The organism is Variovorax sp. TLI9-5A (assembly GCF_056867935.1).
The window spans coordinates 4,879,600-4,899,840 of record NZ_CP200310.1; the positions used below are offsets into that span (position 1 = coordinate 4,879,600).

10 protein-coding genes are annotated in these 20,241 nt (G+C 68.4%); 4 read left to right on the plus strand and 6 right to left on the minus strand.

Annotation, left to right across the window (positions count from 1 at the left end; genetic code table 11):
- Positions 1-9: 9 nt before the first annotated feature.
- Positions 10-1,536, plus strand: a complete 1,527-nt coding sequence (locus tag AC1VNX_RS23185; RefSeq protein ID WP_483159854.1) for a hypothetical protein — start codon at positions 10-12, stop codon at positions 1,534-1,536.
- Between the two features lie 27 nt (positions 1,537-1,563).
- Complete coding sequence (locus tag AC1VNX_RS23190; protein ID WP_483159856.1) at positions 1,564-3,075, plus strand: phospholipase D-like domain-containing protein; 1,512 nt, start codon at positions 1,564-1,566, stop codon at positions 3,073-3,075.
- A gap of 34 nt (positions 3,076-3,109) precedes the next feature.
- Here the strand turns inward: AC1VNX_RS23190 and AC1VNX_RS23195 are convergent, their stop codons facing one another.
- Genes AC1VNX_RS23195 through AC1VNX_RS23210 form a run of 4 tightly spaced genes read right to left on the minus strand, consistent with a single transcriptional unit; the run spans position 3,110 to position 8,318 of the window.
- On the minus strand, positions 3,110-3,547 hold the full coding sequence (locus AC1VNX_RS23195) for a CBS domain-containing protein (protein WP_483159858.1): 438 nt from the start codon (positions 3,545-3,547) through the stop codon (positions 3,110-3,112).
- A 48-nt stretch (positions 3,548-3,595) separates the two neighbouring features.
- Positions 3,596-4,651, minus strand: coding sequence for a 2-oxoacid:ferredoxin oxidoreductase subunit beta (locus tag AC1VNX_RS23200; protein WP_126024593.1), 1,056 nt, complete (start codon positions 4,649-4,651; stop codon positions 3,596-3,598).
- The gene (locus AC1VNX_RS23205) at positions 4,648-6,498 is read right to left on the minus strand and encodes a 2-oxoacid:acceptor oxidoreductase subunit alpha (protein ID WP_483159860.1); all 1,851 of its coding nucleotides are present in this window, start codon (positions 6,496-6,498) and stop codon (positions 4,648-4,650) included. Before AC1VNX_RS23205 ends, AC1VNX_RS23200 begins: the two co-directional genes overlap by 4 nt.
- Positions 6,495-8,318, minus strand: a complete 1,824-nt coding sequence (locus AC1VNX_RS23210; protein WP_483159862.1) for an FAD-dependent oxidoreductase — start codon at positions 8,316-8,318, stop codon at positions 6,495-6,497. Before AC1VNX_RS23210 ends, AC1VNX_RS23205 begins: the two co-directional genes overlap by 4 nt.
- Before the next feature lie 217 nt (positions 8,319-8,535).
- Here AC1VNX_RS23210 and AC1VNX_RS23215 point away from each other — a divergent pair, with 217 nt between their 5' ends.
- Positions 8,536-8,757 carry a hypothetical protein gene (locus AC1VNX_RS23215; protein WP_483159864.1) on the plus strand — a complete coding sequence of 74 codons (222 nt, stop codon included), beginning with the start codon at positions 8,536-8,538 and terminating at the stop codon, positions 8,755-8,757.
- Between the two features lie 24 nt (positions 8,758-8,781).
- Here AC1VNX_RS23215 and AC1VNX_RS23220 read toward each other — a convergent pair whose 3' ends face one another.
- Together AC1VNX_RS23220 and AC1VNX_RS23225 are read right to left on the minus strand one after the other, a co-directional pair.
- Positions 8,782-11,022, minus strand: coding sequence for a sensor histidine kinase (locus tag AC1VNX_RS23220; RefSeq protein ID WP_483159866.1), 2,241 nt, complete (start codon positions 11,020-11,022; stop codon positions 8,782-8,784).
- A gap of 87 nt (positions 11,023-11,109) precedes the next feature.
- Positions 11,110-11,946 (minus strand): helix-turn-helix domain-containing protein, encoded by an 837-nt coding sequence (locus AC1VNX_RS23225; protein WP_483159868.1) that lies wholly within the window; start codon positions 11,944-11,946, stop codon positions 11,110-11,112.
- Positions 11,947-12,226: 280 nt separating this feature from the next.
- Here AC1VNX_RS23225 and AC1VNX_RS23230 point away from each other — a divergent pair, with 280 nt between their 5' ends.
- Positions 12,227-20,224, plus strand: coding sequence for an SdrD B-like domain-containing protein (locus AC1VNX_RS23230; protein ID WP_483159870.1), 7,998 nt, complete (start codon positions 12,227-12,229; stop codon positions 20,222-20,224).
- Positions 20,225-20,241: the final 17 nt, after the last annotated feature.

A 20,241-nucleotide genomic window follows, 5' to 3' on the forward strand; every position in this document is an offset into this window, starting at 1 on the left:
CCCCAGGCCATGGCCACCTCTTCCACGCCCCTGTTCAATGCGCTCGCCAGCGCCAAGTTCACGCACAAGTACGAAGTCGCCTGGGCGGAACTGCCCGCCGGCGAGTTCGGCATCAAGACGAAGGCCTGGCTCAAGCTGCTCGGCAAGGTGATCGGAGGCCCCTCCAGCAAGGAGCGCAAGGCGCTCGCGCAGGAGTTCCTGCAGTTCCTGTACGTCTACAAGCAGATGCTGGAGAAGCTCACGCACGGCACGCGCTCGCCGGAGCCAGCGCAGGTGCTGCAGAAGATGAACGACTTCAACGCCGAGTACAAGCGGCAGTTCGGCAGCCTGCTGGACATGCCCATCCTTCGCCTGCCCAGCGAACTCGCCTCGGTCGCCGACAAGATGGCCGTGAACGCGGTGCGACGCGACCTCATCGTGCGCAAGAAGCAGCTGCTCAAGTTCTGGATGGACGGCCTGCGCAATGGCTCGGAGTACATGGAGGACGTGTCGCTCTCGCTGCAGTACATGGGCAACAACGAGCCCGCCAAGGTGCGCCTGTTCCTCGACGTGCTGTGCAAGGACCTCACGAAGATCCGGTTCGCCGACCCGCGGCCCTGGCTGCAGACCGGCGGCAAGGTCGAGACCGGCCTCATGCGCGGCGGCGAGAACGGCAAGTTCGGCAAGGTGACCTGGACCGACGAGGAGTTCAAGAAGGCCGTCAAGGCCGAGGCCTCGGTAGGCTACGGCGTGCGCGCCACGGGCGAGTGCGTGATCGAGATCACCGGGCTGCGCGCGGAGTTCAAGGCCGACGCGTTCGCCGGCGGCTCCGCCTCCGTCGAGGCCGAAGCGAGCTACGAACGCGGCAAGGGCGTGACGGCCAAGGCTGCCGTCGAGGCGATGGTCGGCGTGAAGATCAAGCTCGACGCGAAGATCGACGTGGCCGACATCTTCCTGATCGAGGCCAGCGCCGAGGCCTTCGCGGGTGCCATGGCCAAGGCCGAGGTCGAGTTCAACGCCACCGTCGACGGCGTGAAGTTCAAGGTCGGAGCCGAGGCCTTCGCTGGCGCGCGGGTCACGGGCGAGGCATCTCTCTCGGTTCGCATGTGCGGGTACGACATAGTGAAGGGCACGGCCAAGGGCTCGCTCTCGGCGGGCGTGGGCGCATCGTTCTCGCTGGAGTTCGAGTCCTCGGCCTTCGGCGGCTCCAAGCTCGGCATCGAGGCCGACGTGACGCTGGGCGTGGGTGCCGGTGGCGGCGGCGAATTCACCGTCTACCAGGACAACATCGGCCGCGCGTTCAATTCGCTCTTCTACAGCGCCTACCTCACGCTGCTGGGGCAATCGAAGGAGCGCGACACCTGGCGCACCTATTTCCGCGACCTGGAAGACAACCAGATCCTCTTCGAGCGGGCCGACAAGATCATCGACGAGGCACTGACCGGCTGCTACATCGAATACCAGACGAACTTCACGCAGCTGCAGGCCTGGAAGCAGATAGAGGCGCTGTCCTGCTTCAGGGCGAACAAGCCGATTGCGGATGTGATTGCGCTCTGAGAGCGGTCGTCTTCAACCCTGGACATCATGGCACGCTATACCTGCCTCAACCCCATCTGCAGACGAACCACGGAGAACGCGTGGCTAGCAGTGACGACATGCCCTCACTGCAAGGGCACCGCCCTGCGCCAGGAGGTCACGACAACGGTGGCCTCTTCCAGCCAGCCGGTCGGGCGCACCGTGGTCCCGATCGGCAAGGCGACGATGTCGAAGCCACCGGGCAAGGCCACGATCCCGATCCCGACGCCGCCGGGCAAGGCAATGACGGTCGCGATGCCGCCGCATCCGCTTCTGTTGAGCGACATTCTTGTTCAGCTCTTCGAGTTGTTCGACGAACGCAGCGTCGGCCTGCTCGCACGGGTATGCAGGCGCTGGCACCACGCGGCCACCATCGTGCTGCGGCGCTACGTGGCCGATGCGCGCGGATTCGGCTCGGGTTCGGGCCTCACGATGAAGAGCCAGATACTGGGCCTGCTTGCGAACACGAGGAACCTTTCGCTGGCGGTAGACAAGTTCATGCCGGTCGGCTACGGTGACGGCGACAGCATCCTGGCGTACATCGTCAAGCACAGGATCAAGCTCACGCTGAAACTGGGTACTCCGAATCCGAAGCTTCTGAAGCAGTTGCAAAAGGCAGCGCAGAATCCCAATTTCATATACCAGCGGCACGAAATCCAGGCCCTGAAAAGGGGACGCAAAAATCCCGCTCTTCTCGACTACAAGGCCGAGACCGTCACCCATTTCGGCGACCTCGAGCACGAACTGGACGGCGGGCACGTCCAGACGGGTCTGATGCACAACAAGTTCTGGATACTGGACGACGACGGCATCGTCACAGGCTCGCCCAACGTGAGTTTTTCCGCCATGGAGGGCGGCAACTTCGAGAGTTGCATCTACATCCGAAGCGCCAAGCTGGCGCCGCTCTACCAGCGCTACTTCCAGTTGCTAAGCACGCCCTACTCCGCCGATTCCGTGGATTGGCAGGCCTTCGAAAAACAGGTCGTTCACTACAACAGCAACTCCACTCGCGTGAAGGCTGCATTCGCTCCCACCGTGAACATCAGCGACTTCATCGTGGAGAACCTGGTCGGCGCGGTGAAGATCACGGTGCGCCAATTTCTCGTGAGCACGGCAGGCATCGACGACGACTACAGCATCGTGCCCGTTCTCTGCGAGATGGCGGAGCAAGGGGCCGACATCGAGGTCTTCCTCGACGAGGCTGCCTACAAAAAATACGGATTCGTGCAGAAGGCCGCCCTGCGACTGATGCAAAGCGGCGGCAAGGTCTTTGTGCAGACACCGGTGACGGTGGTGGGCGGACAGGAGCGTCTGCAACACGACAAGCTGATCCTTGCCACCTTTCACAACGGCGTGAAGCGCACGCTGCTGGGCAGTGCGGGCGCCACGGTCAGCGTGATCGCCAACATCAATGCGGAGAACTTTCTCTGTCTAGACCTTCCTACGGTCTATGACGAGTTGATGGTGCACCATCGGAATACCAAAAAGGGCGGGACGACCACGCCGCTCGTGCTCAAGTAGCGTCTCTGCAAGGGCCCCGGGGAAACCGCCGCCCTCACCCCAGCGCGTCGTTCACCTGCTCCCTGAACTCGCTCAGGCTCACCGCAGCGCCGATCTCCCTCGGCAGGGCATCCCGCACCGAGAACACGCCCAGCACCTTCGCCCCCGTCACCAGCGGCAGATGGCGAAAGCCGCGCTCCAGCATCAGCACCACGGCGTCGGACACCAGCGTCTCGGGCGGCACGCAGATCGGGTTGGGCGTCATCACCTCGCGCACCGGGGTGCCGTCGGGGTCCAGCCCCTTGGCGAGCACGCGGGTCATGAGGTCGCGCTCGGTCAGTATGCCCAGCAGCGTGTCGGGCAGTTCCATGACGAGCACGCTGCCGCAGTTGGCGCGCGTCATCACGCAGGCGGCGTCGCGCACGGTGGCCTGCGGCGCCACGCTGACCACATGCTTGCGCGATATCGATTGGAAAACGGTGCGCTCGGCCATGATGCGCCCTCCGTGAGTGGAGCCTTGGATGTTGACGCCGGCCGTTGCTCAGCGCAAGGAGGCGTTGAGCCGTTCCAGCGCCTGGGCGCCGGGGCACAGCTGTTGCGGCCCCAACGCATTGAGCGGCCGGTCGCAAGTGTTGAGTGCAGTGTGCAGGTCGGTGGCCAGCGGGTCGACATAGAGCAGCCCCGTCACCACCTCGCCCATTTCGTGATGCCGCTGCATGTAGGCCATGGCGGCAAAGCGGTCGCCCGGGTCGTAGTCCGGGTGCAGGCTGCGCAGGCGCAGCAGCGTGCCGTCGTGCTGGCGCACGTCCATCACCTCGCCGGGCTCCATGTCCACGGCGATCTCCTCCCGTCCGCTGATGAAGTCGATGCGGCTGACCGCCTCGTTGTGCTCGCGGATGTAGTCGTAGCTCTTGGTGCTGCCCGGATGGTTGTTGAAGGCCACGCAGGGGCTGATGACGTCGATGAAGGCGGAGCCGCCATGGCTGATCGCACCCTTGATGAGCGGCACCAGCTGCGCCTTGTTGCCCGAGAAGCCCCGCCCCACGTAGCTCGCGCCAAGCTGCAGCGCCATGGCCACCAGGTCGACCGGGCTGTCGGTGTTGACCACGCCCTTCTTGCTCTTGGAGCCCTGGTCGGCCGTGGCCGAGAACTGGCCCTTCGTGAGGCCGTAGACGCCGTTGTTCTCCACGATGTAGGCCATGCGCACGCCACGCCGCATGGCGTGCGCGAACTGGCCCAGGCCGATGGAGGCCGAGTCGCCGTCGCCCGAGACGCCGAGGTACAGCAGGTCGCGGTTGGCCAGGTTGGCGCCGGTCAGCACGCTGGGCATGCGCCCGTGCACCGTATTGAAGCCGTGCGATGCGCCAAGAAAGTAGTCCGGCGTCTTCGAGCTGCAGCCGATGCCCGAGAGCTTGGCCACGCGGTGCGGCTCGATGTCGAGTTCCCAGCAGGCCTCGATGATCGAGGCCGAAATCGAGTCATGCCCGCAGCCCGCGCACAGCGTGGAAATCTTTCCCTCATAGTCGCGCCGCGTGTAGCCCACCTTGTTGGTGGCAAGCGTCGGATGCCGCAGCTTCGGCTTGGCGAGGTAAGTCATGCGGCCTCCTTCGCATTGGCGGTTGTGCTGCCTTGCGCGCTCGTCTTGCCGGCGTGCGCCTCGATCGCCTGCACGATGAAGCGCGCGGTGATGGGCGTTCCGTCGAAGTGCAGCACCCGCACCAGCTTCGCCGGATCGGCATCCAGTTCGTTGACCAGCAGGCTGCGCATCTGCGCGTCGCGGTTCTGCTCGACCACGAACACGCGCGAATGCTGCGCAAGAAACTGCACCACGTTGTCGGGAAACGGAAAGGCCCGCAGCCGCATCGCGTCGAGATGGATGCCTTGCTCTTCCAGCGCCTGCAGCGCCTCGTGCATCGACGGGCTGGTCGATCCGAAATAGATCACGCCCAGTTCGGTCTTCTGCGCGGCAGGCCGCAGCACCGGCTGCGGAACCAGCGCGGCGGCGGTCGCAAACTTCTTCAGCAGCCGCTCCATGTTGTAGATGTAGTCCGGCCCGCGCTCGGAATATCGCGCATAGGCATCGCGCGTGGTGCCGCGCGTGAAGTAGCTGCCCTTGGTGGGGTGCGTGCCCGGCAGCGTGCGCCACGGGATGCCGTCGCCGTCCACGTCCTTGTAGCGGCCGAAGTCGCGGCCCGCTTCCAGCTCCTCGGCGCTCATGACCTTGCCGCGGTCGTAGGCCTTGCTGTCGTCCCACTCGAAGGGCTTGCACAGCCGCTGGTTCATGCCGATGTCCAGGTCGGTCATCACGAACACCGGCGTCTGCAGCCGGTCGGCCAGGTCCAGCGCCGCTGCGGAATGCTCGAAGCACTCGTGCGGGTCTTCGGGAAACAGCAGCACGTGCTTGGTGTCGCCGTGCGACGCATAGGCGCAGCAGAGGATGTCTGCCTGCTGCGTGCGCGTCGGCATCCCGGTCGAAGGGCCGCCGCGCTGCACGTTGATGAGCGTGACCGGAATCTCCGCGAAGTAGGCCAGCCCGATGAACTCGGTCATCAGCGAAATGCCCGGCCCCGAGGTCGCGGTGAAGGCCCGCGCGCCGTTCCATCCGGCACCGACCACAACGCCGATCGACGCGAGTTCGTCCTCGGCTTGCACGATGGCGAATCGGTGCTGGCCGGTGGATTGATCGACGCGGAACTTGGTGCAGTACTTCTGGAAGGCCTCGGCCACGGAAGACGACGGCGTGATCGGATACCACGCCGCCACCGTCGCGCCGCCGTACACGCAGCCCAGTGCGGCCGCGCTGTTGCCGTCCACGAAGATCCTGTCGCCCACGCGGTCGGCGCGCCGCACCTTCAGCCCCACGGGTTCGCGCAGGTTCTCCCGCGCGAAGTCGCAGCCCAGGTGCAGTGCCTGCACGTTGGAGGCGAGCAGCTTCTCCTTGCCCTTGTACTGTTCGCCGAAGAGCTTCTCGACCACCTCGGGCTCGATGCCCAGAAGGATGGCCAGCGCGCCCACGTAGACGATGTTCTTGAACAGCTGCCGCTGGCGCGGGTCCTGGTAGACGGCATTGCAGATCTCGGTGAGCGGCATGCCGATCACGCGGATGTCGTCGCGGAACTTCGAAGGCGGCAGTGGCCGGGTGCTGTCGTAGAAGAGGTAGCCGCCGGGCGCCAGCTCGGCGATGTCGGCGTCCCAGGTCTGCGGGTTCATCGCCACCATCATGTCGGTGCCGCCGCGCCGGCCCAGGTGGCCCTCTTCGGTCACGCGCACTTCGTACCAGGTCGGCAGGCCCTGGATGTTGCTGGGGAAGATGTTGCGCGGGCTCACCGGCACGCCCATGCGCAGGATGGCCTTGGCGAACAGCTCGTTGGCCGATGCCGAGCCCGAACCGTTGACGTTGGCGAACTTGATGACGAAGTCGTTGACCGCCTCTATCTGCTTCATGCGGCCTCCTTCAGGCCTTGCTCCTGGGTCTTCTCCTGGCCCGCGAGCGTCATCTTCAGCAGGAATTTCTGCATGTCCCACGCACCGGTCGGGCACCGTTCGGCACACAGTCCGCAGTGCAGGCAGACGTCCTCGTCCTTCACCATCACGCGGCCCGTCTTCAGCCCGCCGGACACGTACAGGTCCTGCGCCAGGTTCAGCGCCGGTGCCTTCAGGCGCGAGCGCAGCCCTTCTTCATCGGTGTTGTCGACGAAGTTGATGCAGTCCATCGGGCAGATGTCCACGCAGGCGTCGCATTCGATGCAGGCGGGCTCGTTGAACACCGTCTGCACGTCGCAGTTCAGGCAGCGCGCGGCTTCCTTGAAGGCGGTGGCGGCGTCGAAACCCAGCTCCACCTCCACGCGGATGCTGGCCAGCGCCGCTTCTGCCTTGGCCCACGGCACCTTGTAGCGAAGGTCGTTGGAGGTGTCGTTGTCGTAGCTCCACTCGTGGATGCCCATCTTCTGCGACACCAGGTTGGTCATGGGCGGCGGACGAACGTCGATCGGCTCCGCGCGCAGCAGCTTGTCGATGGACACCGCGGCCTCGTGGCCATGCGCGACGGCGGTGATGATGTTCTTGGGCCCGAAGGCCGCATCGCCGCCGAAGAACACGTTGGACACCGTCGACTGGAAGGTGTTCGCGTCCAGCGTGGGCAGGCCCCACTTGTCGAAGTCGATGCCGCAGTCGCGCTCGATCCAGGGGAAGGAATTTTCCTGGCCCACGGCCACCAGCACCTCGTCGCATTCGAAGTAGGCCTCGGGCTCGCCCGTGGGCTCCAGCGTGCGGCGGCCCTTGTCGTCGTACACGGCCTTGACGATCTCGAAGCGCATGCCCACGAGCTTGCCGTTGTCGTGCACGAAGGCCTTGGGCACGTGGAAGTTGATGATCGGAATGCCCTCGTGCGCGGCGTCTTCCTTCTCCCAGGGCGAGGCCTTCATCTCGTCGAAGCCGCTGCGCACGATGACCTTCACGTCGCTGCCGCCGAGGCGGCGCGCCGACCGGCAGCAGTCCATGGCGGTGTTGCCGCCGCCCAGCACGATCACGCGTCGGCCGATGCTGCTGACATGGCCGAAAGAGACTGAGCTCAGCCAGTCGATGCCGATGTGGATGCCGGCCGCCGCTTCCTGCCGGCCCGGAATGTCCAGGTCGCGCCCGCGCGGCGCACCGCAGCCGACGAAGATCGCGTCCCAGCCCTGCCCCATCAGCGCCTTCATCGAATCGATGCGCTCGCCGCCGCGGAACTCGGCGCCGAGGTCGAGCACGTAGCCCGTCTCCTCGTCGATGATCGACTCGGGCAGCCGGAAGCGCGGGATCTGCGTGCGGATGAAGCCGCCGGGCTTGGCCTCGCCGTCGAACACCGTCACCTCGTAGCCCAGGGGCGCCAGGTCGCGCGCGACGGTGAGCGAGGCCGGCCCCGCGCCGATGCAGGCCACGCGCTTGCCGTTCTTCGGCACGGGCTTAGGCATGCGCGCGCGCACGTCCTCCTTCATGTCGGCGGCCACGCGCTTGAGCCTGCAGATGGCCACCGGCTCTGGGGCTTCTGTATTGCTTTCTTCCACACGTCCGCGCCGGCAGGCCGGCTCGCAGGGCCTGTCGCAGGTGCGCCCCAGGATGCCGGGGAAGACGTTGGAGACCCAGTTGATCATGTACGCATCGCCGTATCGGCGCTGCGCGATCATGCGTATGTACTCGGGGACGGGAGTGTGCGCCGGGCAGGCGTACTGGCAATCGACGACCTTGTGAAAGTAGGCCGGGTTGGCAATGTTCGTTCGCTGCAACACGTGTCTCCTGGCTGTCGCCCGGAACCCCGCAGGGGCCGACGAGTGGCTGGTGGTGTTTTTTGCGCAGTATGCGCCGCACGGGCAGAAGCGCAAGCTTGGTGGAATCCCGCAGCCGTGGGGTTCCGGGCCAAAGCATCTGCGCCGGGAGGGCGATTCGCCCGTTCCGGGCCCGATGCGCTCACAATGTCCGCCGGTTACTCCACGGGACGACACCATGAGCGTTTTGCACATGTTTCTACCGGTATGCGAGCCGGCGCGCAGTGAAGCGCTGGCGCAGTTGCGGAAGACGCATCACCTGCCCCGCCACCTCGTCAAGGGCATCGCGATCAGGCACCACGCCGAAAGCGAACAGGCCGCCGCGCCCGATGCGCAGCAGGCCCAGTTGCAGGCACAGATACCGCCGCAGGAAGCGCAGGCACAGGCCTCGCCGCAATAGCTCCGGCCACTGCCGGACCGAAGATCACTGGCTGGCGTTCGGCGTCGCGCGCGCCAGCAGGCGGATGTGCTCGAAATCGAGCAGGTCCAGTGCATGCCGCACGGCCTCGACCAGCGCCGAATGCCGCGTGTCGGCCGCAAGGCGGTCGGCCCAGTCGTGCAGGTCGCTCCAGCGGCCGTCGCGCGCGAGCGTTTCGAGTTCGTCGCGCACCGCCGCGGGCAGCGGCTCGATGGCGGGCACCGGCATGCGCCTGGGCTTGCGGGCCGGCACGGGGAGCGACAGCGGCCTTGCGACAACCGACACCAGCTCCTTCGGCGCCTCCTTCACGATCACCGAGAAGCGCACGCGCGTGCCCAGGTTGCGGCGGCTTTCCAGCTGCAGCCGGCCGCCCATGTTCTGGACGATGCGCCGCGCGATCGTCAGGCCGAGCCCGTGGCCATCGGAGCTGGAAACGCCCTGCTCGAAGGCTTGCATGATGCGCGCCTGGTCTTCCTTCTCGATGCCGACGCCGCTGTCCCATACGTCGAACTCGAGCCGCCATGAATCCTCGCGCGGCCGCGCCTGCACGCGCAGGCCCATCTTGCCCTCGCGCGTGAACTTGGCGGCATTCGACAGCAGGTTCAGCAGCAGTTGCTGGAAGCGCTTGCTGTCCAGGAACACGGCGGTGGGCAGCGCACCCAGCACGTCGAGCTCGAAGCGGTTGTGCTGTCGCTGCGCGAGCGTGTCGGCGTACTGCGCGACGTCGTCGATCAGCGCGCGCAGGTGCACCGGCTTCGACTCGAAGGAAAAGGGAAGCAGCTCGCTCCTCGCGTAGTCGAGCAGGTCGTCGATGAGCGTGAGCTGGTAGGCCGCGCTGCGCTCGATGGCCTGCAGCCGGTCGGGCGAAGAAACGCCGTCGTCCTTCAGCCGGCGCACGTTGCCGATGATGGTCGACAGCGGCGCGCGCAGGTCGTGGCTGATGTAGGCCAGCAGTTGGGTCTGCTCGCGCGCCTGCTGCTCGGACTGCTCCAGCGCCGCGTTCAGCGCGTGGGTCTTGCGCTCCACCTCTTCGCGCAGCCGCTGCTGTTCTTCCGCCTGCCAGTGCGCCAGCGAGCGTTGCGCGGAATGCCGCTGCCGCGACAGGTGCTGCGCCCACGCCGCCAGCGCCACCAGCCCGACCAGCATGCCCGGGAAGCCCAGCGCATAGGCGTCGAAGCCGCGGATCATGTGCGCCGGCATCGCCAGCTCGACCAGCCGCAGGCACACGCCGACGGCGACGAAGCTCATCACCGGAAAGGCCAGCCGCCCGCCCGGCCCCGCGCGGCGCATGTAGATGAAGGTGCTGACGGTCAGCGACACCACCACCAGCGGCGCGCTCAGCGTGCCCGCCATCGCGAAGGGCGCGTAGGGCCCGACGAGCGTGCCCAGCACCACCACGCACTGCGCGAGCGCGAGCACGAAAAGCCATGGCAGCCCGGGCACGCGCACCGGACCGCGGCGCGACACGGTGTACAAGTAGCACATCAGCGAGAGCACGCAGCAGCCCGCGGTGACGCCGGCCGCGCGGTAGCTCCACTCGATGCTGTCGGGCCACAGCGCGAGCCGCGCGTGGCCGCGGTAGGTGCTCTCGTAGAGCGCCACCAGCGCGAAGCCCATGCTCTGCAGCGCCATCGCGAGATTGCGCGAGATGACCCACAGCGACAGCGAATACACCGACAGCACCAGCAGCCCGCCGATGAGCAGGCCGTCGACCAGCGCGTGGCTGCTTTCCGACATGCGCCACGCGTCCGCCGAATACAGCTTGGGCACGAGCTTGACGCTGCTGTCGGTGCGCACGCGCACCAGCACGCGCGCCTGCTCGCCGGGGCGCAGGTCGAGGTCCAGCGTGGGCACACGGTCACGGTCGCGGCCCGCGCTCGATCGCACCGACACGCCCGCCTGCTCATGCGTCCAGCTGGCCCAGCCGGCAAGTTCGCGGCGGGCGTGGAAATCGACGTGCTGCAGCCATGTGGCGTCGAGCACCAGCCGCAGCGGCTGGATCGCGGCGCTGCCGTTCACCACGGTCAGGCGCAGCCAGAAGGCGGACCTGGAGAAGCCCGGGCGCAGGCGCGCGGAGTTGCCGGGCCGGAAGCCGTCGGGCGAGTCGTCCTGCAGCGCGTCGACCTCGTCCAGCGTCATGCGCGCGCCGGTGTCCTCGAACATTTCGACGCGCGTGTCGAGCGCGATCGGCCAACGGGTCTCGTCGTCGATGCGCAGCACGTCCGCCCAGGCGGCGGGAAGCGCCATCAGCCAGAGGACGGCGCACAGCAGCAGCGCACGAGCGCAGTGAATTCCGCGAGGGCCCGAGGTGGTCACCGCCTTTGCGCTGCCGCGTCAGGCCGAAGGCACCGGCGGAGGAGCGACGGGCGCGGTGCGTGCCTGGCGGAATGCCGTGGGCGTGGCGCCGAAGCGTTCGCGGAATGCGGTCGAGAAATTGGCGGCACCCGAAAAACCCACTGCCAGAGCCACTTCCTCCACGCTGAGCGCCGAGCCCGCGAGCAGCCGCTGCGCCTCGGCAAGCCGGGCCTCGCGCGCGAATTCGAAGACCGTGCGGCCGGTCTGCTCCTTGAACACGCGCGACAGGCGCTTCTCGTGCGTGCCCACGCTGGCCGCGAGCGCGGGGAGCGCCGGCACGTTCGCGAGGTCGGCACGCACCAGCCGCTCGACGGCCTGCACGAGCACGCGGTCGGCATGGTCCGCAGCGGGCTCGCCCCGGGCATGCTCCAGCGCGCTCTCGGCCTCGTCGATGCAGGCCTGCGCCTGCTCGCGGCAGCTCGCCAGCGCGAGGTGCACGGCCACGCGCGCAAGCACTTCCGCCGGCTCGAAGGGCTTGAGGATGTAGTCGACCGCGCCTTCGCGAAGGCCGGTGAGGCGCTCCTCCACCGAGCTCGAAGAGGTCACGAAGATCACGGGGATGCGCGCCGTCGAGCGGTCGGCCTTCAGCAGCCGGCAGGTGGCGTAGCCGTTGGTCGCGCCCATGCGCACATCAAGCAGTACCAGGTCGGGCAGCAGCGCGGTCGCGCGGCGGTAGCCCTCCAGCGCATCGAACGCGAGGCTGATGCGGTGCCCCGCCTCTCGCAACACACCCAGCAGCAACTGCAGCTCTTCGATGTTGTCGTCGATGACGAGGATGTGCGCGCGCCGGGGCGGCGTGGTCGACCAGTAAGACATGGGCGTCGAGCGTAGAAGTGCGTCGCCTAAACGCAGCGTGAATTAGTTCACATTCGGTTCACATTATGTTGCATTAGTAAACAAATGTCATCAATGGCAAAGCTTTTGTCCTGAATCGCAAAAGTGCCCCCGAGGGGGCGGCCGAAGAATCCCGCCCTTTCCGGAGCACCCGCCGCCTTCGCGGCGCCACAACAAACGGTGCCCGGCCACCAGAGCCATCACGAGGGACGGGATGTTCAGGACACCATCGAATCTGTCGCACGCACGGGCGCGCCGCGACTTGTCTTCCAACGCCGCGCGACTGCGGCATTGCCTGAGGCGCATCGCCGCGCCTCTCGCGGGACTGCTGTTCGCCACGGCCGCACACGCGGTGCCGCAGGTGTCGAGCCTGGTGCATTCGCCGGACATCCTTCCCGCCGGCGGCACGGTGACGAGCACCGTCACCATCGCCGAGAGCGACAGCCTGCCGATTGGCGCGCCGGGCGCTTCGTTCACGTACACGATTCCCGCCAATTCGGTCTACATGGGCACCGGCGCGGTTCCCGTGGGCAGCTGCTCGGCGACCATTCCCGTGGGCACCGCCGGCGGCGGCACGCTGACCTGCTCGGGCATCACGCTCGCCGCGAACCAGCTGCGCAACTTCGAGGTGCTGCTGCGCACCGTCACGCAGGGCACGCTGAGCGTGACCGCCGCGATCAGCGGAGGCAGCTCGAGTGAAACCAAGATCATCACGGTGAACCAGGGCGCCGACGTGTCGGTGGCCATCAGCGCACCGGCCACCGCGCCCAGCGGCTCCACGGTGCCGATCGTCTTCACGCTCACCAACAACGGCCCCGACACCAGCACGGGCTCGACGCTGACCTACCCGATTCCCACCGGCCTCTCGGTGTCGGGCAGCGGCCTGCCTTCGGGCTGCTCGATCAGCGGCAGCCAGCTGACCTGCAACGTGCCCGCCACGCCGGCCACAGCCGGCAGCAACACGCGTACCTTCACGATCAACGGCGTGGTCACGGCGGGTGCGGGCTCGACCATCACGCACCAGCCGGCCGTGGCCGCGGCGGGTTCGGTGGGCGACGGCGTTTCCACCAACAACAGCGCCACCGCCAACACCACCGTGACAGCGGGCTACGTGCTCGCCATGGCCAAGAGCCATGACGGCGGCCAGCTGCTGGTGGGCCAGCGCTTCAACTTCAGGCTGAGCCCGAGCTTCAGCGGCACTGCGCCCACCGGCGTGACGCTGAGCGACACCATTCCTGCCAACTTCGCGATCCAGCCGCTGCCCACCCAGCCGACCGGCTGGACCTGCACCGTCAGCGGCCAGACGGTGAGCTGCACCCGCAGCAACATCGGCGGCAGCGGCGGCGCCAACGTGGCGCTCGGCGACATCATGGTGCCCGTCATCGCCATGACGGCCGGCACCGGCGTGGTCAACGACGCCACCGTGAGCGCGACCGGCCCCATCGCCAACTCGGCCACCGGCAGCGTGCCGGCCGACGTGGCGGTCTCGGCCACCGACTTCCGCGCCGACAAGCGCCGCGGCTGGCCGCAGAACAACGTGCCGCTGGGCCAGGCCTTCGACTACCAGGTCGGCAGCACCAACCTCGGCGGCACCCGCCTGCTCGCGGGCAGCACCATCCAGCTGGTGGACGACCTGCCGGCCGGCGTGCAGATCAACAGCGTCACGCAGCGCGACGGCTACACCTGCACGGTGACCAAGGGCGGCGCCACCGTCGTGCCGACGCCCGCGACGCCGGTGCCCGGCCCCGCCACCGTGACCTGCACGCGCACGCTCACGGCCGACATCAACGTGGACCTGTCCAACGGCAGCAGCGCGCGCAACGGCGGCTACATCATCGTGAACGCCACGATCCCGTCGCTTCCGGCGGGCGGCCAGATCGTCAACAGCATGTGCGTGAACGTGGCGCTGCCCGCGGCCGCGCCCACGCTCGGCGCCGACCCCGACGCCAACACCGGCAACGACTGCGTGAGCCTGGGCACCGGCGTGAACGACACGGCCACCGCAGCCGACGTGAAAGTGCTCAAGCGCGTGGTGGGCATCGGCGACAGCGCCGGCAACCGCCAGATCGCGGGCCAGCCCGTGACTTGGGAAATCGAGGTGGTCAACACCGGCCCTTCCGAGGCGCAGAACGTGGTCGTCACCGACGCCTTCGCGCAGGTGATCGGCGCGGGCAGTGTTTCGCAGACGCCTAACGGCGGCACCTTCGCCGGCGCCTGCACGCTGCCGGCCAATGGCGGCGGCTTCGGCCAGGCTTCGCTTTCCAACTGCACGCTGTCGACCCTGCCGGTCTGCCGCGCGAGCACCGACGCCGCGAGCGCCCTGCCGCTGTGCCCGGTGATACGCGTCGTGGCATCACACTACGGCGACGGCCGCTCGGCCACCGACCACGGCTTCGAGATCAACAACACGGCGAACGCACTGGCGGTCACGCCGGCCGATCCGAACCTTGCCAACAACGACGGCAGCGCCACCGCCTACCTGCTCGCTCGCGCCGATGTGACCGTGACCAAGGCCGCCAACAAGTCGTCGGTGCCGGTCGGGCAGGAGCTCGTCTACACGCTGGCGGTCATCAACCGCAACGTGCCGCAAAGCCTGAGCCGCGCCTACGACGTGAGCCTGACCGACACGCTGCCGGCGAATCTGATGTTCCTCGATGCGGTTGCCTCCGGCAGCGGCACCTGCGGCACGACGCCGCTGAAGACACAGCCCACCGGCACCGGCACCACCAACAACCAGCTCGTGTGCAGCTGGAGTTCGCTCGCGCGCAACGTGCAGCAGACCGTCACGGTGCGCGTGCGGCCGCTGTACGCACTGCTGGGGCAGCCCATCACCAACAACGTGGTCGTCCAGACAGAAACGCCCGAACTTGATAAGACCAACAACGCCGCCAGCGTCACGACTTCGGTCTCCGCGCCGGAGTACGACCTCGTCGTCACCAAGCACGACGATGCCGACCCTGTGAACGTGGGCGACGACGTCGGCTACACCATCACCGTGTCGAACAACGCCGCATCGACCGCCGAAGGTGTGCGTCTGGTCGACATCCTGCCGCAGGCCCTGCCGACCGGCGAAGCCGCACCCACCTTTGTGTCCGCGAGCGCGCCCACGGGCATCATCTTCAGCAGTCCGGCGGTCGGTTCGTCCGGCGGGCAGGTCGAGTTCACCATTCCGTCGCTGGGCGGCAGCGGTTCCGGCTCGACCGGCGAACAGGCTTCGCTGCAATTCCGCGTGGTGCTCAAGGGCGTCTCGCGCGGCACCTTCCAGAACAACGCCAAGGTCGACTTCATCCTGGCCGCACAGAACGCCTATGACACGAAGCAGGCCAACAACACGGTAGCCGAGAACACCACCTTCCGCTTCAAGGCCGACGTGCAGGTGGTCTCCAAGGCCGCTGTCTCCTCTGGCACTGCCACGCCGCTGGCCACCGTGTCGTCGACCCAGACCTTCGACTGGCTCGTGCAGCTGCGCAACAACGGCCCCGACAGCGCCGAGACCACCAGCTTCACCGACACCCTGCCCGCGCCGCTGGTGCTGGCCGGCACGCCGGTCTTCACCGTGACCGGCGGCAGCTTCACGCCCGCCGCGCCCACCTGCACCGGCACGGCCGGCAGCACTGCCGTGAGCTGCGCCATCGCATCCATGCCGGCCAACGGCACGGCCACCGTGCGCATTCCGGTGCGCTTCAGCGGCGCGGCGCCCGCAAACGGCACGGTTCTCACGAACCGCGCCCACATCATCACCACCGGCTCGGGCGACACCAACGGCGGTACCGACCCCGATGGCGGCAACAACTTCAGCGATGGCCAGATCACCGTGCAGAACAGCGCGCTGTCCGGCCGCGTGTACGAAGACCTCAACGGCAACGGCCTGATCGACGGCAGCGAAACCGGCATCGCCGGCGTGACCATGCGCCTGAGCGGCACCGACAGCTCGGGCAACGCGGTCTCGATGACCACCACCACCGACGCCAGCGGCAACTGGGCCTTCACCGTGCCCGCGGGCACCTACAGCGTGACGGAAGACCAGCCCGCCGCGTACCAGCCCGGCATCACCCGCGCGGGCTCCGTCACCGGCACGGGCAGCGTGATGGGCACCGTGCCGCCGGGTGCCAGCAACGGCCCGAACGGCTCGAACGCCAACCGCATCGACAACATCGTGCTCGGCACGGGCGGCACCTCCAGTGCCAACAACTTCGGCGAAGTGCGTTCTTCCAGCCTGGCCGGCCGCGTCTACCAGGACGCCGACTACAGCGGAGCCTCCAGCGCGGGCGACCCCGGCATCGCAGGCGTGACCGTCACGCTCACCGGCACCGACATGTTCGGCAACCCGGTGTCCCTGACCACCACCACGGCGGCAGGCACCGGCAACTACGCGTTCAACAACCTCACGCCCGGCAACTACGTGCTGACCGAAACGCAGCCGGCCGGCTTCGTCGACGGCAGCGACGCGGCCGGCACCGCCGGCGGCACCGCGGGCAACGACGTGGTGAACGCCATCGCGCTCGCATCCAACGTGAACGGCACCGGCTACAACTTCGGCGAGCAGCTCACCCGCATCACGACGCGCGTGTTCGTCGACGGCAACAACGACGGCGTCCCGCAGGCCGGCGACACCGGCATCCCGAACGTCGAGCTGCGCCTCACGGGCACCGACGCCGCAGGCAACCCGGTGAACATCCTTGCGGTGGCCACCGGCACGCCCGGCGCCTACGAGTTCCGCAACGTGCCTCCCTCGGGCGCGGGCGGCTACACCATCACCGAGACGCAGCCGGCCAACTACGCGCCCGGCAAGGCCAACAACAACGGCCAGCCCGGCACGCCACAGGGCGGCGGCAACGTCATCACCGGCGTGACCGTATCGGGCACCAACGTACCGTCGACGCAGGGCGAGTACTGGTTCGGCGAGCTGCTGCCCGGTGGCATCTCCGGCCGCGTCTACTACGACCGCGACGGCAACGGCGCGCAGGGCGCGCCGGCCACCGAGCCGGGCCTGGCGGGCGTGGTCATCACGCTCACCGGCACCGACGTCAACGGCCAGGCGGTGTCGCGCACCACCACCACCGACGCCAGCGGCGACTACAGCTTCCCGAACCTCGCACCGGGCAGCTACGCCGTGACCGAAGCGCGGCCCGCGGGCTACCTGCCCGGCATCACGCGCGCCGGCACCGTCAGCGGCGCGGGCAGCACGCCGGGCTCCGTGCCCACCAGCGGCAGCGGCGTGACCAACGGCCCCAACGGCTCGACCGCGAACGTGATCCAGAACATCGTGCTGGGCGCCGCGGGCGCAGGCTCCGCCGGCAACAACTTCTCGGCCGTGAAGCCCGCGAGCCTCTCCGGCTACGTGTACGCCGACGTGGCACCGTCCAACGGCACGCGCGACCCCGGCGAGCCCGGCATCGCAGGCACCGCCATCCGCGTGACCGGCACCGACTTCCAGGGCAACCCGGTCGACCGCACGGTGCAGACCGCCGCCGACGGCCACTACCTGGTGGACGCGCTCACGCCCGGCACCTACCAGATCGACGAGACCCAACCCGCCGGCGTGGCCGACGGCCCCGAGTCGCTGGGCACCGTGGGTGGCGCGCCGCGCGGCACCGCCAACCCCGGCGGCACCAACGACCGCTTCGGCGGCCTGGCGCTGGTGTCGGAAGACGCGGGCATCGACTACAACTTCGGCGAGCGCGGCGGCCAGATCGCGGGCTGGGTGTACGTCGACACCAACAACGACGGCATCCGCCAGCCCACCGAGGCCGGCATTCCGGGCGTGACCATCACGATCACAGGCCGCTCGGCCAGCGGCCTCGCGGTGAACGCCACGGTGGTCACCGACGCGAACGGACGCTACGTCTTCACCGGCCTGCTGCCGGCCGACGCGGCGGGCTACACCATCCGCGAGACGCAGCCCGTGACCTATGCCGACGGCCTCGACGCCGTGGGCACGGTCGAGGGCGCGGCCACCGGCACGCTGGGCAACGACGTCATCAGCGCCATCGCCTACCGCGGCGGCAACGGCGACAACTACAACTTCGGCGAACGCGGCGCATCGCTGGCGGGCACCGTCTACAACGACGCCAACCGCAACGGCAAGCGCGAGCCGCAGGACCTGCCGATCGCGGGCGTGACCATCACGCTCACCGGCACCGACGCGGCCGGCCAGCCGGTGACGCGTACCTCCGTCACCGACGCCAACGGCCGCTACGAGCTGCCCGGCCTTCCGCTGCCAGGCAGTGGCGGCTACACCGTCACCGAGACACAGCCGAGCGGCTACGACGAAGGCATTGCCATCCCCGGCACGCTGGGCGGCACCGCGCAGGGCACCAACCAGATCCGCGTGAGCTTCACCGGCCTGGAAGCCAACGGCACCGGCTACGACTTCACCGAGCACAGCAACCAGCCCGCATCGCTCACCGGCACCGTGTGGTTCGACCAGAACCACAACCGCACGCGCGAATCGGGCGAGGGCCAGGGCGAAGGCTGGACGGTCGAGCTGATGCGCTGCGCCGACGGCGGCAACGCCTGCTCCGAAACCACCGCCAGCGTGCTCTACACCGTGACCACCAACGCCGACGGCAGCTACCGCTTCGGCGACCTGACGCCCGGCGAATACCGCGTGCGCTTCCGCTCGCCCGACGGCCGCGTGGTGGGCGGCGTGTGGCCGACCGACGCCGCGCAGAACGGCGCCAACGGCCCCTACCCGACGCCGGCCGCGAGCGACCCGCGCTTCAGCATCAAGGTGCGCGTGACCGCGGGCGCCAACATCCAGAAGCAGGACCTGCCCTACGACCCGGGCGGCGTGGTCTACGACAGCGTGAGCGGCACGCCCGTGCCCGGCGCCGTGGTGAAGCTGGTCGGCCCGCCGGGCTTCGACCCGGCGCAGCACCTGCTCGACGGACGCGACAGCTACACCACCGGCCCCGCCGGCTACTACGACTTCTTCGTGCTGCCTGGCGCACCCGCCGGTGAATACCGCCTGGTCGTCACGCCGCCGGGCGCCTACCTGCCCTCCACCATGTACCCGGCAGCGGCCGGCGCGCTGGGCACGCAGTCGTGCGCCGCGCCCGCCAACGGACCGGCGCCCGCGCAGACCAACCCCTGCGTGGTGAGCCCCGGCGCGGCACTGGTGACCGGTGCCGGCTACTACCTGGTGTTCCAGATGCCGGGCGGCGGCGGCCAGCACGTGGTGGCCAACAACATCCCGCTCGACCCGTCGAACGCCACGCTCATCGAGCTGCGCAAGACCACCTCGAAGCTGACCGTGAAGAAGGGCGAGCTGCTGCCCTACCGCATCACGGCGCGCAACACGCGAGGCACCACGGTGCCGGGCGTGGCCGTGGTCGACACGCTGCCGCCGGGCTTCCGCTACATCCAGGGCTCGCTCAGCGTGCGCACGCTCCCCGGCGGCGTGGCGCTGCCCGTGATCCCGCAGGTCAACGGCCGCCAGGTCGTGGTGCCCGGCCAGAACTTCGCGCCCAACGAGACCAAGGAATACCTGATGGTCGCGGGCGTGGGCGTCGGCGTGGGCGAAGGCGAGTTCGTCAACCAGGTCGTCGCCACGCAGGGCGTGGGCGGCCGGACGCTGTCGAACCAGGCCACCGCCGCCGTGCGCGTGGTGCCCGACGCCCTCTTCGACTGCACCGACGTGATCGGCAAGGTCTACGACGACAGGAACGCCAACGGCTACCAGGACGAAGGCGAGCCCGGCATCGCGAACGTGCGCATCGCCACCGTCAACGGCGTGCTGGCCACCACCGACGCGGAGGGCCGCTACCACATCGCTTGCGCCGCCATTCCGAAGGAAGGCACCGGCAGCAACCTGGTGCTCAAGCTCGACGAGCGCACCCTGCCCTCGGGCTATCGCACCACCAGCGAGAACCCGGCGGCCGAGCGCGCCACGCGCGGCAAGGTGCTGAAGATCAACTTCGGCGCCACCGTGCACCGCGTGGTGCGCCTCGCGCTGCAGGGCGCGGCCTTCGACGACGGCGCCGCCACGCTGCGCGCCGCCTTCGCGGGCGAACTCGACCGCACGGTGAACGTGCTGGCCGAGAAGACCGCCGTGCTGCGGCTGGCCTACAAGGCCGTGCCGGGCGAGCCCGCATCGCTGGGCCGCGACCGCACCGACGCGGTGAAGGCCGCGGTGCTCTCGCGCTGGAAGCAGCTCGGCGAGCAGCGCGCCGCTCGCAACGAGCAACCGCTCTTCAACCTGGACGTCGAGATCGAGCTGGTGCCTGCCGCCACCCCCGAAGGGGAGGCCAAGCCATGACGCGAGGAAAAGACACC

Excerpts from the sequence above, each read along its gene's own strand:
- AC1VNX_RS23185 (WP_483159854.1), top strand. The coding sequence starts at position 10 with ATGGCCACCTCTTCCACGCCCCTGTTCAATGCGCTCGCCAGCGCCAAG.
- AC1VNX_RS23190 (WP_483159856.1), top strand. The coding sequence starts at position 1,564 with ATGGCACGCTATACCTGCCTCAACCCCATCTGCAGACGAACCACGGAG.
- AC1VNX_RS23195 (WP_483159858.1), bottom strand. The coding sequence starts at position 3,547 with ATGGCCGAGCGCACCGTTTTCCAATCGATATCGCGCAAGCATGTGGTC.
- AC1VNX_RS23200 (WP_126024593.1), bottom strand. The coding sequence starts at position 4,651 with ATGACTTACCTCGCCAAGCCGAAGCTGCGGCATCCGACGCTTGCCACC.
- AC1VNX_RS23205 (WP_483159860.1), bottom strand. The coding sequence starts at position 6,498 with ATGAAGCAGATAGAGGCGGTCAACGACTTCGTCATCAAGTTCGCCAAC.
- AC1VNX_RS23215 (WP_483159864.1), top strand. The coding sequence starts at position 8,536 with ATGAGCGTTTTGCACATGTTTCTACCGGTATGCGAGCCGGCGCGCAGT.
- AC1VNX_RS23220 (WP_483159866.1), bottom strand. The coding sequence starts at position 11,022 with ATGGCGCTTCCCGCCGCCTGGGCGGACGTGCTGCGCATCGACGACGAG.
- AC1VNX_RS23225 (WP_483159868.1), bottom strand. The coding sequence starts at position 11,946 with ATGTCTTACTGGTCGACCACGCCGCCCCGGCGCGCGCACATCCTCGTC.